Raw genomic sequence first — 16204 nt, forward strand, 5'->3', positions numbered from 1 at the left:
ATAACCCAGGCGTGATGCCTGAAACGGCAACTTTGCAGTACATGTGGTGCGGCTAATGACCGTAGCCAGATCAACAACGAGGTGGATCGAGCTTCTTACAAGCCCATCAAGATCTGCGTAGCACCAGATATCCCATAAGCCCGCAGACAACGGAGCCTGAAATGATTCCCATCTTGGCATATTCAAGATATGCGGGTGTGGTAAATGACAGTCCCGAGATAAAGAGTGACATGGTAAAGCCGATTCCGCCCAGACAGCTTGCTCCGAGAATATGCCTCCAGGTCACCCCCTGGATGAGATCGGCCTTCAGCAGCTTGGTAGCGACATAGGTAAACGAGAATATGCCGATAGGCTTACCGATGGCAAGCCCAAGAGCCACTCCCAGCGTCACCGGGTGAAACAGTGCCGAGGGAAGTTCAATTGCCTGTAACACCACCCCGGCGTTGGCAAGGGCAAACAGTGGAAGAATCAAAAAGCCAACCCATGAGGAAAGACTGTGCTCCAGCCGCTGCAGCGGTGTAGCCACGCGTTTGCAGGCATGCTCTATCTCCAGAACAGCATTGAGATGCCTCTGATTAACCATGATGGATGTACCGCAATCTCCATCTTTGCAGCGAATTTCAGGCAGTCTGTCCTGCACCATCTCAAGAAATATATCAGTATCATATTTCCCGACAGCCGGAATGAACATGGCCGCGACCACCCCGGCTATTGTGGCGTGCAGTCCGGCGTGCGCCACGGCAAACCAGAGCAACAGGCCCAGAATAAAATAAGGAAGAATCTGTAATACCCAGAAACGGTTGAGGAGATAGAGGCAGCCGGTTATACCGATGGCGATAAAGAGATAAGTCACATCTATCGACGGTGTATAAAAAAGGGCAATAACAAGAATGGCGCCTAAATCATCGGCAATCGCAAAAGCCGTAAGGAAAAGACGGAGTCCGAAAGGTATTCTTTTTCCGAGGGTACTCAGCACCGCCAGAGAAAAGGCGATGTCAGTCGCCATCGGAATCCCCCAGCCTTTGAGACTATCCCCGCCTATGTTAAAGAGAACATAGATTAGCGCCGGAAAGATCATCCCGCCTAAGGCGGCGGCTATCGGCAGGACGGCACGTTTGGGATCGGAGAGACCGCCCACCAGCATCTCCCGTTTGATCTCCAGACCGACTGTGAAGAAAAAGATGGCCATGAGGGCTTCATTGACCCAATGCCCCAAAGTGTGTTTAAGGGCAAAGCCCGGCACTCCGATAACAAGTTCCTGGTGCCAGAAACTTCCATATCCCTGCGGATCGACATTCGACCAGATGAAGGCCATCACAGCTGCCGCAAAGAGAAGGAAGCCACTCTGCGATATTTTGGTGAAAAAATACTGAAAAGCATTGGTCTGCAGTATTTTTGAAATCACCCCGGCTGGATTGATCAGCCCTTCAATTGTTCGTTCTATTTTTTTATATGGCCCCATATATCATTCTGGAATTATCTTTCTTCGGTCCTCAGATACACTATCAATTTGCGGGGACCTTATCTTTTATCACCGTAACGATTATAGCTTATCCGCTCCCACAGGAGCGTATCCCGTCCATGGCCTGTCTTTTCTTCCGCTGGGTAGCCGAAGGCCACAACTGCCTCCACTTCCATCCCCTGGCGCAGACCTAGAAGGTCGGCGACAAATGCAGAGGCGGGCAGACCGTTCTCATGCTGCCGCAAACGTATCTGCACCCAGCAGCTGCCCAGGCCCAATTCCGTTGCGGCGAGATGAAGAATGATTGAAGCAATGGAACAATCTTCTACCCAGACATCACATTTTTCGGGGTCTGCACAGACCACGATTGCCAAAGGAGCATTTTTGACAAAGGCTGCCCCATGCGTCTTCGCTCGGGCCAGCGCCTGCAATGTCTTTTCATCATCAACAACGACAAATTCCCAAGGATTTAAGCTTCTCGATGACGGTGAACGAAGCACGGCTTCAACAAGATAATCCACCTTCTCCTGTTCAACAGCTTTGGCCTGAAACTGCCTGACAGATCTTCTGCCTTGTAGAAGTTCGAGTAACATGAAGACTCCTTTAAAGATGGCAAAATTGCTTTTTTCCTTTTGAATAACCTCCTGATACACCACGAGGCTCTCCTCCTGAGCCCAGTGCTTTTCGATCAATAAACTTGCACTGTGGGGAGATCGGGCTTTCTCGAAGTCAGAGTTTATGCCCGTACGGGTGCTTGTCGCGACACCATCAGTTTGGATTATCCGCAAATAGGATTAATCATATTTTGTATGTCATACAACAAAAAAAGGGAAGAAAAAAGAGGAATTGCATGAGTCCCGGAGAACGAAGACCACATATCTGCAGCGTAAAGAAGAAAAGAAAGCTCTGTTCATTGTATCGGGAACCGCCCTATGCTGCTTCCTGAAATGGAATTATTTTCGAGCGGTTTAGGTTGTTCGCGAAGGTATCTCTCGAAGAGAGTGCACACTATAGGGATTCTATTTCCGCCGGAATGGTCTTTCCGGACCGCGTCAGGAGGAATTCCATTATCCTGGTATCCTGCTTGACAATATGCTCAATCAGCCAATGCCTTATCATGTCCATTATTTCACTGTTGAGAATGATGGTTCCCTCAATATGTTCGCGGCAGATACGGTAAACCTCATTGCGGAAGTTTTTGTGGATTTCCCAGTGCTTTTCGAGGTCAGGGTAGCCGATCTGGCGCATAAATTCTTCTTCGAACTGAAAGTGATAATCAACATAATCGGAGATTTTCTGCAAAATACCGGATCGTGTCGCCCCCAGTTCTCCCCGACTGTTGCCGGTCATAACGTCATCAAGCTGATTATATAGATTAATCCAATGTTTATGCTGTTCATCCAGTTTTTCGTTGCCTACGCTATAGGCATCTTTCCACTGAAGTTTCATTGGTTTCTCTCCTTTTAACGGATTTTATCGTCATTCTATATTCAACCCGCTTTCCTGTTTATTCAATCCAGAAAAACAGCATAATATTCATCTTCCGGGTACCAAATCATCCGGAATTCTCATTAAGCAGCCGAAAGATCTCTTCAGCTCCTGCAAGATGTCCGGGCCGGCTGTATATGGTAAAGTTCATTTTTATACAATAGGGAGTTTCAAATTTCAAGCAACACCTGCGGGGCCGCCATAGACCTGCCATGCTATTCACAAAAGGGAAAAAAAAAGAATATGTTCAAGTCTTCGGTTTTGCCGGAACAATGGCAGAAGATTACGAACGAAACTTTCTTCGGCTGGGGAAATGTATCCTTTCTGAAGCAACCATCTTTAGAGGGTCCAGCAGTTCAACCTGCGAACCATGCATCAAGTTCCAGTCAAAGTTCTCAGGAGCAATGTGTTTGTCAACCCGCATCAGGGAAAGATGCAGGTGGGCGGGCATCCGGTTTTTCCTGCCCGTGGTATCGGCTACGGTTCCTATTGTTTGCCCCGCACTCAGCCTTTCCCCCACGGCAAGGAGGTCAAAGGGTATAATATGTGCGTAAATCGAACAAAAACGCAATCTCTGTTCATATTCATGATCCAAAAACAATGAGTAGCCGAGAAAATCCCTGCATATGGCCACAATTCTGCCTGATGCCATGACAGGAACCAATGTTTTTGGAGAGAAGGCGCACTCCTTTCCCGTTTCGTCCTTATAATAACAGAGGTCGATCCCTTCATGCCGGGTAGGGCGAAGGCCGGAATCCGGCCACCACTTCTCTCTACTGCCGAACTCCATTCCCGGATATAAATAATATTCGGTTTCTCCGATCACGAAGCTGTTGCACTCTTCGATATACTGCAAATAGGGAAATAGCATATGAGATCTCGTAAAAAGTCAGCCGAGATGCAATAATTTTGCTCCTCTGTCATCCATCCAGCTAATATCATTTCTCCCAAAGTCGGGGTCAAGGAAATTATGCACAAAAACTCTAATGGGCTTGTAAAAGCACGATTTACGGGACCGGGAGTCTGACTTTCCACTAGTCTGCACTTATCGCGACACCATCAACTTTTTGTGATTATCTTTTAAACAGTATCGGAGAAGTTTCAACTCCAATTTACTATTAATTCGACGTGAAGCTCTTAGATGGCACACTAAAAGTTCACCCGCCTGCCGCAATCAATAACCGAAGATCAGTCGATTTAAACGCCATTGTGTTGCCAGCGGAGGTCTAAATGACAGAAGAAAAATTTCCTGTTCATCAGCTCGGCGAGGTCAGCGTGTATAATGAAGATTCATCACCCATTCAGCTCTTCAGGCTGTGGTCGGAAAAAGTAGCTGTGATCGTATTTATTCGTCATTTCAACTGAATTATCTGCCGTCAGCAGATTGCTGAACTTAGAAAACAACACAGCTCCTTTATCGAAAAAAATGCAGAAGTGGCTGTTGTCGGAACGGGATCCATCGCCCAATTAAAGGAATTCAGCCAAATTATCGGATTCAGCGGCCGGTTATTTACAGATCCTTTCAGACAATCTTTTAAGCTGCTTGGTTTGACCGGCGAAGTTGAAGGGATTATGTCCCTCGAACCACTTACGACAGCATATTCGGCCCTGCGTAGCGGCTTTACCCCGGAATCTCCCGGGAACTTTCTTCAGTTGAACGGAGCTGTTATAGTCACACCTGAAGAGTCCGTTCCATACTTATTCCGCAGCACGGCAGCAGGAGAAAATCCTCCGGTATCTGAACTCCTGTCAGCACTTCCGTAAGCAGGAAAAAACCTCTCTTCATTCAGTGAACTAAATTATTGCGCCATTTTGCCGGACCTGTACTATTTATCCCAAGTTGAGCTGGACTCCTTACAGTACCCCCTTGAGGGGGACAGATTATTTTCTTGTAAAGAAAATAAGAAAAAAAATCTGTAAGATACTAACCCCGGGGAGCCGGTAAACCGATTTTTCAGGAGTAAGGTATTAAAAGATGAAAGAGAAAATTCAAATAATCTTCACCGACCTTGACGGCACCCTCCTCAACAGGGATAAAAAAATCAGCCGAGTCAATTATGCCCGATTGGAGGAGCTTGGCAGACACAAAGTGGTGCGAGTGATAGCTACCGGCAGATCACTCTATTCCTTCAGATGTCTGTTCCCTGACCAGGTGCCTGCAGATTATCTGATCTTCTCCACCGGTGCAGGTATTGTCGATCTTAACACGAAAGAACTGATATACTCGGCAAATATAGGAAAACACGACATTCGCAAGATTTCCAGTTATCTGCAGGAGCAGCAGGCGGATTTCATGGTACATCACACCGTTCCCGATAATCACCGTTTCTTTTATTGGGGCGACGTCCTTTCAAACAGTGATTTCAAGCGCAGGATCGACCTCTACCGAGTGTATGCTCAGGAGTTCACCTCTCTGGAATCGCTGCCCGAAAGCTCGGCGCAGATCATCGCCATCTTTTCGGAGGATCCGGTACAGTTCAACCTGGTGAAAGTGGGACTTGGAGACTATCAGATAACCAGGACGACTTCTCCTCTGGACGGCAAGTCGATCTGGATGGAAATATTGCCCAGCCATGTCGGTAAAGGTGCTGCTGCAGCCTGGCTCTGCAGCCGGCTCAAGCTCGATCGACGTTTTTCTGTAGGAATAGGAAATGACTACAATGACTTGAGCCTGCTGCAATTTACAGAACACAGCTTTGTCGTTGCCGAGGCGCCGCAGGAGATGCTTGAAAATTTCCCGGCAACCTGTTCACATGATGATGACGGCTTCCACCATGCAATTCGTATTGTGCTGGAGTTGTGATAAAACCGGAAATAATCTTGTTTATGATGACATTTTTTTTGTTGCCATTCCGAGATTTAATTCCAGAATGGCAACTGTTTTAACCAAGTATCAATTCGCTGAGCTGGACTCTTTACAGTACCTCCTTGAGGGGGCATAAGCGGCTTGGTGATTTGGTTTTCAAGCACTAGCCCATTTTGGTTATTTGTTTATTCTCAAAGAAATGCTGAGCTGGGTTGCGAGGCTTGATGCACTAACCCAGCGGAGTTGGAGTCTTTATGGTACCCCCTTGAGGGGTATAAGTGGCTTCGATATTGAGTTTATTCACGGATTTTAATAAAATTTTAGTTACTTATTTATTCTCAAAGGAAAACTGAGCTGAGTTGGGAGTCCTAAAGCACTAACCCAGCGGAGCTGGATAAGTGCCTTGGATATAAGAGCTATTTCACGAATTTTAATTTTGTTTTTTTGTTACTTGTTGATTTTCAAAGGAATACCGAGTTGAGTTGGGAGTCTTCAGGCACTAACCCAGCGGAGCTGGATAAGTGCCTTGGATATAGGGGCTAATTCACGAATTTTAATTTTGTTTTTTTGTTACTTGTTGATTTTCAAAGGAATACCGAGTTGAATTGGGAGTCTTCAGGCACTAACCCAGCGGAGCTGGATAAGTGCCTTGGATATAGGGGCTAATTCACGAATTTTAATTTTGTTTTTTTGTTACTTGTTGATTTTCAAAGGAATACCGAGTTGAGTTGGGAGTCCTCAGGCACTAACCCAGCAGAGCTGGATAAGTGCCTTGGATATAGGGGCTAATTCACGAATTTTAATTTTGTTTTTTTGTTACTTGTTGATTTGGCGTTTTTCAGTCGTAAGGCACTAATAATGAGGCGGGACCTCCCGTTTCATCCGCTGCTCAACACCTTCATAGCTCACCTGCAACATGTCGCGCAGCCGGTGTAGATAAACCTCCATTTTATCCAGCTGCTTCTGTTGGGCGAAAACTACATCGTTGAGCTTTTCTATAGTATATTCCTGATACTCCAGTTTTTCCTCAAGAACCATCATCCGCTGTTCGACATTTCCGGTTTCTTTCTGCATAACAATCCCCCCTGATTTGTTAACCATTCACGACTGCTGCAGCTTTCGTTTAACAGTCGTACACTCCTGCAATTGTCTCTAACAAGTGTATCGGCTGTAGATGAAATGACCGTGATTCCGGACCACCCATCACCTTGAACCTGTATTATATCACAGTATATTTACACTCGAAGAAGTCCAGTCAATTTACTGTCGATCTCCCCCTGCCGCTTCCGCAAAAGATACCTTTTTGCTTATGATAGCGGAGAATTACCAACAGCAGCTGGTTCAAGAATATTTTTTATTTCTGCGCTGCCCCGCCGGATAGTCCCAGACAACAGAAAAGACAGCACAGGGAAGCGAGAGAAGATACTAAAAAAACGGAGTACACTCCGGAAAGCACCCCTTCCCGGAGTAATTCGATCGTTGCCTGAGGCACCTGGCTCTGGAATTCCAGCCGCAGAATATTTTCGGCGCCCTGCTGAAGCTGCACCATAAGATCCGGCGGCAGCAGAGCTGCGGTTTTTTCCAGATGGCGGAAAAGCGCCGAAGTAACCAATCCGCCGGAGATACCAACACCTATGGTTCCCCCCAGGGACCGGCCAAACTGATGGAAGGAGGTGACAATACCAAGATCTTTTGCGGTCACGCTGTTCTGCACTAGAATCAGCGTTGACAAAGAGACAATCCCCATGCCGATCCCCACCAGCAGAAAAACCAGAAAACACTCGCCCATGCCGGTCTGCAAATCGAAACGCAGAGTAAAAAGAGAGCCGACAAGCAGCACCAGACCTCCTGCCACCGACCAGTTTTTTTCATTGCCGCCCCGGGTCATTCTGCCGTAGTAAAGAGCACCGGCAGACCACCCCAGACTCAGGGAAACCATAGCCAGACCGACCTGCATAGGACTGAGCCCGAGGCTGCCCTGGATGTAGATGGGCACATAGGCAAAGAGGCTGAAAATAGTAACGCTGGCAAAAAAGATGGCACCGTTTCCAAGCGAGAAGTTGCGATTGCGGAAGAAACGCAGCTTTATCATCGGGTCGACGACCCTTCTTTCGATGCGATAAAAAGAAACTCCGAGAAGAACAGTCGTACCCATGAGCACGATCATCTCCACCGATGTCCAGGCGACCTCTCTGCCGCCGGCGGTAAAGATGACCAGCAGGGCCAGCACAGACATGGAAAAGAAAAAGAGACCGGCCAGGTCAAGAGATCCTTTCTGCTTTTCTCTGCCGCCGCTCTCTCGAAGGAAATAGGCAATGCCGAACAAAGAAAGGATTCCAATGGGAATATTTATAAAAAAGATCCAGCGCCAGGAAAAATACGAAACTATAAAACCGCCAAGAGTGGGACCGATAACGCTGGAGATCCCCCAGACCGTACTGCCCAGAGAGAGGGTCCTGGCGCGCTTTCCAGGAGGCGCTACTTCGGAGAGAACAATATAGACCAAGGCAAAATTGCCGCCGGCGCCGATCCCCTGAAAGACCCGACAGATAATAAGAAAGGGCATCGAATAGGCCATTCCTGCTGCAACGGAAGAGATCAGAAAAAGGACGATGGAAAAGAGAAACAGTTTCCTGGTGTCGTAAATGTCGGCTAGTTTGCCGAAGACCGGCAGAGAAACGGCACGGAAAAGGAAATACGCTGAATAGACCCAGGCATACAGGGACAATCCTCCCAACTCCGCCACAATGCTCGGCATCGCCGCAGACATGATCAAGGCATCGAGCGCTCCGAGAAACAGGGCGAGGAGAGCGGCCCAGATGACCAGCGTTCTTTCACGCTTCGACAGGGTTGGAATATCGGCCTCCGCAGACATCAGCCGCAAATCCCGGTAACCGTTTCAAAAAAGACGAGTAAATGGTACCTGACATTTTCGTCTGTCATTGGCCACTGCCTACGGAATATTGCAGGAGCTGCTCCAGAGTTGCATACTCAAGGGCAGCCTCATGGGTTGCCATCAGATCCACTGGCGGAGCCATGTCATGCTCCAGCGCTTCCTTCCAGCGTGGTGCGCAGAGGCACCACCTGTCACCCGGCTTGAGGCCCGGAAAGTCATACATGGGCATTGGGGTGGAAAGATCATTACCGGTACTTTTGGAAAATTCCAGGAATTCCTCGGTAACCACCACGCAAACACCATGGACTCCAAGATCACCATCGACAACCTTGCAGCTGCCCTCCCGGGTATATCCTGTCAGTGGATCGAGACTACAGGTTTGCAAAGCTGTACCCAGTACGTTTTTTTGATTCGTCATATAGATCCGTCATAGTTGAGGTGCACACACTTCTCCATTTCCCCCATGACCGCAGTTCGGCCTTTTTCGTTCAACATCTACTTTAGTGTCTTTCCGGGAATGAGCAATTGGATGTCTACGCTATCCGAAGTCTACGCTTACTGTTCTGAATCCCGGCGTTTGATAAATCGCATATGGTTATAACCCACCGATTCGACAAAGAAGACAGACAAATTTATCATACCTGGCTGTGTTTGATTGGTCATCAAGAAAAAAATAGGGTAGATAGATTGTCATGAAGCCGCTGAATTATACCATTATAAGAAGAACCCGGAGGAAGACCGTCTCTATTGTCGTCCGACCTGACAAGACCGTGCAGATTGTGGTTCCGGCTGCGCTTTCCGAAAATGAAATTGCCAGAATTGCCGAGCGAAAAAGGCGTTGGATTGTCGCCAAACTAGGTGAACTGGGCAATTGTGATTTTGAACCGGTTGAGCATCTCTACCTGGATGGGGAATTCTTCCTTTTTATGGGGAAGCAGTACAGATTGACTGTTGCCGACGGTAGAGGTCGGGTAAATATCAGCGGGAACAGAATAGAGACAACGGTACCGGCCGGTCTGACAGGCGATGACCGCAGGAAGTATCTGCAGGAACGGCTTGTACATTTCTTTGTGGCACAGGCCCTGGAAATCCTCAGAAAAAAATCCTGCGATTTCGGTAGCCGTTACGGCTTTGAGCCGCCCTTTGTAGGGATCAAGAACTATACATCACGCTGGGGCTGCTGCTTCGGCGACGGCAGAATCTATTTTAACTGGAAAATCATCATGGCACCCGAAAGAATCATCGATTATGTGGTGATCCATGAACTCTGCCACCTTCGGGAACCCAATCACTCCTGGAAATATTGGGCGGTAGTGGAAAAAATAATGCCCGACTGGAAAGAAAGGAGGATCTGGCTGCGCCGTAATGGCCACTCCCTTACTTTTTAGACACACCATCGCCGATTTCCTCAAGATTAGAAAGATATTCCAGCACTTCCTGAAAATCTCCTCTGAAAAGGATCCTGCGTCCGCTCTTTTCAATCTGGTAGTCATACATGGGATCGTAATACTCGGTTAGCAGCAGCTCGACCCACAGCCTGTGGCCATGTGGATCTCCCGACACCAGCTGCTCCCGATGGCCGGCATCAAGGAGATTCAACACTCTTTTTAAACGCTCTCCGCCAAGGCGTTTACGAATACACTGCAGGCGCGACTGCATATGCTCGAGCCAATGGGCAAGAGCAGCCTCCTCGCCATAAAAACTGCCGAATTGCCGCTGGGCGTCGACCACATATTCCCGCCAGGTGATGTCTATGCGGGTGTCAAGATCACATTCCAGCAGTACCATGCTGTCTCGCTTGAAATATCGGGCCAGCTCGAGGGGGATATAGCGTGCGCCGACATAGCTGCCCTCATCTTCCAGAACGATATACCTATATCTTTTGTGACCATGCTTGATCAGAGCAAAAGCCAAACTGTTCTCGAAATCTATCTGAGTCGGCTGGCCCGTGAGAAAGCCGCCGAACGCGGAGCCGCGATGGTTGGCCAGCGCCTCAAGATCGATGGAATTGTGTAGTTGACGCAGCAATATGGTTTTCCCTGATCCGGTCCTCCCCCCCAGTATCACCGGGATTCCTTGAAAATTCTCCGGATCGATGGCCTCAATCAGAAAACGCCGTAGCGCCTTATACCCTCCCTGCAGTCGTGCAACAGCCTCTCCGGAATGCTGCAGGAGCCACTCCTGTGCGGTTTTCGAGCGCATTCCTCCACGGAAACAGTAGAACAGCGCCTGCGGGTTTTTTCTGTGGAATTCCAGCCAGGCTTCAATTCTTTCTTCCTTTTTTATGCCGCTGACCCGCCTGTAGGCCAGATCAAAAGCGGCCTCCCTGCCTTTTTGCTTATAACAGATGCCGACAAGATGTCTATCCTGATCATCCATTATCGGCAGATTGACTGCGTTGGGAAAAGCTCCTGCCTTAAATTCTACAGGCGCACGAACATCAATCAATGGAATATCATCAACGGCTATACGGGTGAAATCTTGTGTCGTGGTTAAGCTTTCCATTACCATTTATCCTTGGTGGCCTTAAAGGGTCAGACATTGCCCCTCCTATTTCCACAGTGTTGATTTGTTTTTAGCTGGTTTAACCGGCACTGATTGCAGATTGCCTGCTTAGAGCAGGCGCAATATGACCACTTTAACAGATATGGCAAGGGAAGGTTTGACAATTCCGTAAAAAACTCCTAACTTGGCCAGGTTTACACAAGACATAGCTGTCGTAGTTCACAATGCGTAAAAAGAGGATGCTACAAGAGATGATATTGTAAAGAGTCATCGTAAATATTCTCTGGTAACATCCACTTGCAAGTGCTACGATATGCTGAGATAGTGATGGCTGGCTTCCATGACTTTTTAGGAGATCATCAAGTAGTCATTATGTATTTTCTGTTTACGGTAACAACTCATGGCGCAGGACAAGACGCAATCTCTCAGTAAACGCATACTGGACAAACTCGCTCTTTTTTTCGGCGATACCATTTATTCCATAGATACCCTGCAGGAAGAAATCGATTCCGGCAATGTGCTATATAAGCCCCAGGAAATACTACCTTTTCTACAAACCGCATTTATGGATGAAAAATTTGTAGAAGTAGAGATAAACGGCATTACCCAGATCTATTTCAGCAAAGTCCACGATCATCCCCCGGTATCATCCATTGAAGACGATGAAGCAGATGAGGATTCCGTTGCCGAGAAGTACAATCCCGGCGATTACCTGAAGAAAATGTCACATCTCATAATGCTGCCCCTGGAGCCGGGTATGGGAAATTATAATATCCGCTATGCCAACCGGGTGCTGTTACGTTTTTTCACCTCAGCTTATGCCGTCGAACTCGGTACCTTTTACCAGGGCCAGGAAACCGTAGAGGAACTCCCCGTTCTCAGCTTCGATTATCCGGTTATCGCCCGGATTGTCAGAGGCTCCCGGGAATTCCGGGCAAAGGTTCCCAAAAAGATGGACATCAAGCTGATGATTATCGGCAAGCGGAAACAGAAAACAATCACCTCACGGCTCCTCAACGTGAGTGTCTCCGGATTTGCCTTTGCTATAAAAAAGGAACAGCAGAAGGATTTCGTCATCGATGAAGAACGTTCCATGGAAATCATCATCAATGATATGATGGAACTGCGCATCAATGGAACCATTCGTCATATTTCAAAGATCCGGGGAAAGAAGGGGATGGAATATAACTGCGGTGTCCAGGCCGACCTGCCGACCCGCGCCGTTGCAGCGCGGCTTGAGGAAATTGTCGCAATTGTACAGCGCGCGCATTTGCGGGAACTGGCCGAACTTTCCAACAACAGCGGTATAGATTTGATCAGGTAAGCATGTGCTCGAAAAAGAAACTCATTTTTTTCTGCAGAGATGAAGATACAGATCTCCCCGCCGATTTCCCCCCTCCTTCCCTCTGCCCTTGAGCCGCAGCTTTTGTCCGTATTTGCTTCCGGGGGGTATTTTTACCTTCAACACCTCCCTGCCTTTCCGTCCATAAGAAATTACCTCGGTCACCTTCCCCTGCTTCAGCTCTTCTTCGCCTACGGGCGCCTCATAGACGATATCGAGATTTTGCGGCAATGGATCAGCGCTATCCCGACGCATGTTCAATAAGCTGCCAACGGTGTTCCCCAAGGTTTTGAGAACGGACTTCCCACTGGGCAATGCCTTTTTGCCGCCCTTGAGCAAGGCAGGTCCGGCTACTGAACCGAAAAGGAACAGCCCCCCGACGATACCTCCCCTGCCGCCAAAAAACGACTTCTTAAAAAAATGAGGACTTGACCGCAGACCGGAGCGCTGAAACTCTCGCATCAGTCCCTGAAACATCTGCTGAAAGCGGGGATCCCGAAAAAGATCCCGTAGGATATCTTCCTGGCTGTAGGAGAAACCGGAGTTATACTGTTGCTGCGTTCGACCGGAGGACAGATAGGCATCATATTCCCGGCGTTTCACCGGATCGGTAAGCACACCATAAGCCTCGGCGATTTCTTTGAATTTATTCTCTGCCTCCGGATTTCCCGGGTTTCGATCGGGATGAAATTCCATGGCAAGCTTACGGTAACGCCTGCGTATTTCTTCCTCACCTGCCGTTGTGGTGACGCCTAGAATTTCGTAAAAATTTTTCATTGCCTGGTCACCTTAATCATTATTGCTCCGTAACTCGGAAAAATATTCACGGCAGTAAACGCTCCTGCAACCAGGAAGAAGTATCGGCGATCTGCTCGGCACACACCGAATGCTCCATTCGATATTCCCGGTAGGTCACGGAATATCCATTTGTATCCAGCCATTTTACAGCTTTTTTGCCAAGCTGTACCGGCACTACCGGATCATGAAGGCCATGATGAATCTCAATGGGAATCTCACTGTTCGCTGGATGAAGCTGTATTATATCGCTGGTGGCAAAATAGGTGGACATGGCGAGCAAGCCTCCCAGCGGTTCAGGATGGGTGAGAGCGACCTGGTAGGCCACGGCCCCTCCCTGAGAAAATCCGGCAACTACTATTCTCTTACTGGCTATACCGCGCCCTCTCTCATTGTCAATGAACCTGCGCAGGGCATCCGCGGAGACCTGCAGTTGAATGGTATCAACCTTGCGGTCAATATCCATTTCCAGAATATCATACCAGGCGGGCATGACAAAGCCGCCGTTAATGGTAACGGGAATGGATGGTGCGTGTGGAAAGATAAAGCGAACCGCCAAATTTCCAGGTAGCTGTAATTCAGGGACAATGGGCGCAAAATCATGTCCGTCGGCACCTAGTCCATGCAGCCAGATCACAGTTGCATCAGGATTGTCTTTCGTCTCAATTTCTATTGCGGGAAGCAGTGCCATATTTTTTCCTTTTGATAATCTTGTAAAAAGTTGCCACGAAGTTCATAGATGGCTAGACAAAAAGTTCGATATACAAGGAGCAGTGTTTTCCAGGTATCCGACTCTACAGGCAGTATGTCAAAGGCCTGCCAAAAAACTGCAACGCGGGATATCGGGCTTTCTCGAAGTCTGCGCTTATCGCGACGCCATCCTTGTTGAGGATTATCCATTTATCTGGGTTTGGCTGTTGCAGGAGAATCGTGGAGCGACATCGGCAACGTAATAACAATAATTCCCCGGAGCACAAATCCCTTATTAATCATTTTCATCCGATCAAGAAAGATGTAACCTTGCATAAAAGGATATTTTTCAGCTTTCTCGAAGTCGGAGTTTATGCCCGTAAGGGTGCTTATCGCAGAGCCATCTGGGCAACTTCGATGATTTTTTTTATATCATATATATCGCAATCCACGACATGCAACTCATTGACACGCATAGCCATCTGGATCTCCACTGTTTTGCTGAAGACCGGCAGCAGGTGCTGTGTCGCAGCAGGAACAATGGCGTAGTCGCTCAGATATTGCCGGGTGTCTGCCGAGACTGGTGGCCCCATATGTTATCTTTGTGCAGCCGGACTCCTGATCTTTTTGCCGCTCCGGGACTTCACCCCATGTACCTGCAGAAACATTCTCCCCCTCATCTTGACGAACTGCGAAGCCTGGCCTCCTCGGGCACAATTGTCGCGTTGGGAGAAATAGGTCTGGATTATTATATTCGAGATATCGATCATTCACAGCAGCAGTATTATTTTGAAGAACAGCTGGATATCGCAAAAGAGTCCGATCTGCCCATTCTCCTTCATGCTCGCAAGGCTCACGACCAGGTTCAAGCAACCCTTCGACGAAAGAAATTCAACAGCGGCGGAATTGTCCATGCCTTCAGCGGCAGTCTGCAACAGGCCGAAAAATATCTTCAACTGGGCTTTAAAATAAGTTTCGGCGGCACCATCACCTACGACAGGTCCACAAAAATACGTGCCGTCGCTCTGCGTCTGCCTCTGGATGAGATTGTTTTGGAAACAGATGCGCCGGATATTCCTCCGGCAGCCCATCATGGCCAACGCAATTCCCCTGAATATCTCCCTCTGATCCTTGATTCCCTGGCCCAAATCCGCTCCGAGTCCAAAGCAGTGCTGGCCCAGCTGACTACCGCCAATGCCATTGAGATTCTACGACTGGACATAATCCTCCCCACGCAGGAATAAGAAAATCGACAATAAATATAGCAAGATCTACATCAGTAGAGTAAATCAGGGAGTCGTTGCACCAGAAATCAATCATTCTATCAATCCGGTTGATCCGAACAACAGAAACCAATCACATGACAAAAGTACAAGAATACTTTCCCCAGCTGTTGCTGGCTGCTTATGTCTTCGTTTTCGTCGTACTGGGCATCGCCCCGCCAAGCGGCAGAGAGGTGTGGCTGGCCGAAAACCTGCCCATCTGCTTCATTGTGCTGGTTTTGGTGATCCTCTATCGCAGGATGAGATTTTCCAACCTCAGCTATTTTCTGATGTCGTTTCTCATCTTCATGCACACCGTGGGCGGTTATTACACCTTCGCTGCTGTCCCCTTCGACTGGTTCACCGACTTTTTTGACTTCGAAAGAAACCATTACGACCGTATCGCCCACTTTTCCGTGGGATTCTATGCTTTTGCCATCGCCGAATGGTTGACGGCAAAGGCACTCACCAATTCCCGGCCGGTGACCTATCTGTTCGCGCTTTTTGCCATCATGTCGCTGGCCGCAACGTATGAGGTGATGGAGTGGCAATTCGCCATTCTCGGCAACCCGGAGGCGGGTGCCGAGGTCCTGGGATCGCAGGGAGACGTCTGGGATGCCCAGAAGGATATCGTCGCCGATACCCTGGGGGCGATTTTCGCCCTGGTGCTGTTCCATGCACTGCGCGGCAGAGGAGAAACAGGGCTGAGGCAAGCCTGATTCTACCTCCGGACCCGGGCCTCATCACTTTTCGCGTATCAGCGCTCCAGCCAGCGTTTGCAGTCGTCATCGTCATACCCCCTGTTTTGCCAATCAGGCCGAATCACAAAGTTACATCAAGGCTAGCTGATAATTTCCACAAGAAAATGCGCCAAAAACCCTTGCAAAGGTCGGCCAAACAATTACCATTTTCCTATTGTTATGCAGCCGGGTTGCGCGATTGTATTTGGTAAATGACG

At 48.4% G+C, this 16204-nt stretch carries 18 protein-coding genes; 7 read left to right on the plus strand and 11 right to left on the minus strand.

Going from position 1 to position 16204, the window contains the following annotated elements; all coding sequences use genetic code 11:
* Nucleotides 1-106 precede the first annotated feature (106 nt).
* From nhaA to JWG88_RS15590, 4 genes are all read right to left on the minus strand, one after another.
* Nucleotides 107-1462, minus strand: coding sequence for a Na+/H+ antiporter NhaA (gene nhaA / locus JWG88_RS15575; RefSeq protein ID WP_205234710.1), 1356 nt, complete (start codon nt 1460-1462; stop codon nt 107-109).
* Between the two features lie 59 nt (nt 1463-1521).
* Entirely contained in the window at nt 1522-2055 is a 534-nt protein-coding gene (locus JWG88_RS15580; RefSeq protein WP_205234711.1) for a nitroreductase family protein, read from the minus strand.
* A gap of 415 nt (nt 2056-2470) precedes the next feature.
* A complete protein-coding gene (locus JWG88_RS15585) occupies nt 2471-2911 on the minus strand; it encodes a bacteriohemerythrin (RefSeq protein ID WP_205234712.1) in 441 nt (146 codons plus the stop codon).
* Between the two features lie 322 nt (nt 2912-3233).
* On the minus strand, nt 3234-3821 hold the full coding sequence (locus JWG88_RS15590; RefSeq protein ID WP_205234713.1) for a M23 family metallopeptidase: 588 nt from the start codon (nt 3819-3821) through the stop codon (nt 3234-3236).
* Between the two features lie 359 nt (nt 3822-4180).
* Here JWG88_RS15590 and JWG88_RS21985 point away from each other — a divergent pair, with 359 nt between their 5' ends.
* The 3 genes from JWG88_RS21985 (at nt 4181) to JWG88_RS15600 (ending at nt 5753) form a co-directional block, all read left to right on the plus strand.
* On the plus strand, nt 4181-4315 hold the full coding sequence (locus JWG88_RS21985; RefSeq protein ID WP_306793113.1) for a hypothetical protein: 135 nt from the start codon (nt 4181-4183) through the stop codon (nt 4313-4315).
* Nucleotides 4316-4333: 18 nt separating this feature from the next.
* The gene (locus JWG88_RS22170; RefSeq protein WP_353740685.1) at nt 4334-4714 is read left to right on the plus strand and encodes an AhpC/TSA family protein; all 381 of its coding nucleotides are present in this window, start codon (nt 4334-4336) and stop codon (nt 4712-4714) included.
* Between the two features lie 211 nt (nt 4715-4925).
* Complete coding sequence (locus JWG88_RS15600; RefSeq protein WP_205234714.1) at nt 4926-5753, plus strand: HAD family hydrolase; 828 nt, start codon at nt 4926-4928, stop codon at nt 5751-5753.
* A gap of 855 nt (nt 5754-6608) precedes the next feature.
* Here JWG88_RS15600 and JWG88_RS15605 read toward each other — a convergent pair.
* The 3 genes from JWG88_RS15605 to JWG88_RS15615 form a co-directional block, all read right to left on the minus strand.
* Complete coding sequence (locus tag JWG88_RS15605; protein ID WP_205234715.1) at nt 6609-6830, minus strand: SlyX family protein; 222 nt, start codon at nt 6828-6830, stop codon at nt 6609-6611.
* 280 nt (nt 6831-7110) lie between these two features.
* Nucleotides 7111-8631, minus strand: a complete 1521-nt coding sequence (locus JWG88_RS15610; RefSeq protein ID WP_205234716.1) for an MFS transporter — start codon at nt 8629-8631, stop codon at nt 7111-7113.
* A gap of 64 nt (nt 8632-8695) precedes the next feature.
* Nucleotides 8696-9070 carry a DUF2237 family protein gene (locus tag JWG88_RS15615; RefSeq protein ID WP_205234717.1) on the minus strand — a complete coding sequence of 125 codons (375 nt, stop codon included), beginning with the start codon at nt 9068-9070 and terminating at the stop codon, nt 8696-8698.
* Between the two features lie 274 nt (nt 9071-9344).
* Here JWG88_RS15615 and JWG88_RS15620 point away from each other — a divergent pair, with 274 nt between their 5' ends.
* Nucleotides 9345-10040, plus strand: a complete 696-nt coding sequence (locus tag JWG88_RS15620) for a M48 family metallopeptidase (RefSeq protein ID WP_205234718.1) — start codon at nt 9345-9347, stop codon at nt 10038-10040.
* Here the strand turns inward: JWG88_RS15620 and mnmH are convergent.
* A complete protein-coding gene (mnmH, locus tag JWG88_RS15625) occupies nt 10030-11157 on the minus strand; it encodes a tRNA 2-selenouridine(34) synthase MnmH (RefSeq protein ID WP_205234719.1) in 1128 nt (375 codons plus the stop codon). The genes JWG88_RS15620 and mnmH overlap by 11 nt on opposite strands.
* A gap of 400 nt (nt 11158-11557) precedes the next feature.
* Between mnmH and JWG88_RS15630 the strand changes: the two genes are divergently transcribed.
* Nucleotides 11558-12481 (plus strand): hypothetical protein, encoded by a 924-nt coding sequence (locus JWG88_RS15630; protein WP_205234720.1) that lies wholly within the window; start codon nt 11558-11560, stop codon nt 12479-12481.
* Nucleotides 12482-12502: 21 nt separating this feature from the next.
* Here the strand turns inward: JWG88_RS15630 and JWG88_RS15635 are convergent, their stop codons facing one another.
* The 3 genes from JWG88_RS15635 to JWG88_RS22175 form a co-directional block, all read right to left on the minus strand.
* Nucleotides 12503-13276, minus strand: coding sequence for a J domain-containing protein (locus JWG88_RS15635; RefSeq protein ID WP_205234721.1), 774 nt, complete (start codon nt 13274-13276; stop codon nt 12503-12505).
* A gap of 46 nt (nt 13277-13322) precedes the next feature.
* Nucleotides 13323-13985, minus strand: coding sequence for an alpha/beta hydrolase (locus JWG88_RS15640; RefSeq protein WP_205234722.1), 663 nt, complete (start codon nt 13983-13985; stop codon nt 13323-13325).
* Nucleotides 13986-14373: 388 nt separating this feature from the next.
* Nucleotides 14374-14577: a hypothetical protein gene (locus JWG88_RS22175; RefSeq protein WP_353740689.1), complete on the minus strand. Its 204-nt coding sequence runs from the start codon at nt 14575-14577 to the stop codon at nt 14374-14376.
* On the opposite strand from JWG88_RS22175, the gene JWG88_RS15645 reads away from it, so the two are divergent.
* Nucleotides 14503-15228 carry a TatD family hydrolase gene (locus JWG88_RS15645; RefSeq protein ID WP_353740686.1) on the plus strand — a complete coding sequence of 242 codons (726 nt, stop codon included), beginning with the start codon at nt 14503-14505 and terminating at the stop codon, nt 15226-15228. The two genes, JWG88_RS22175 and JWG88_RS15645, sit on opposite strands and share 75 nt — an antisense overlap.
* Nucleotides 15229-15344: 116 nt before the next feature.
* Nucleotides 15345-15965, plus strand: a complete 621-nt coding sequence (locus tag JWG88_RS15650) for a DUF2238 domain-containing protein (RefSeq protein ID WP_205234724.1) — start codon at nt 15345-15347, stop codon at nt 15963-15965.
* The last annotated feature ends 239 nt before the right edge of the window (nt 15966-16204 follow it).

This window comes from Desulfopila inferna, from assembly GCF_016919005.1.
Classification (GTDB): Bacteria; Desulfobacterota; Desulfobulbia; order Desulfobulbales; family Desulfocapsaceae; genus Desulfopila_A; species Desulfopila_A inferna.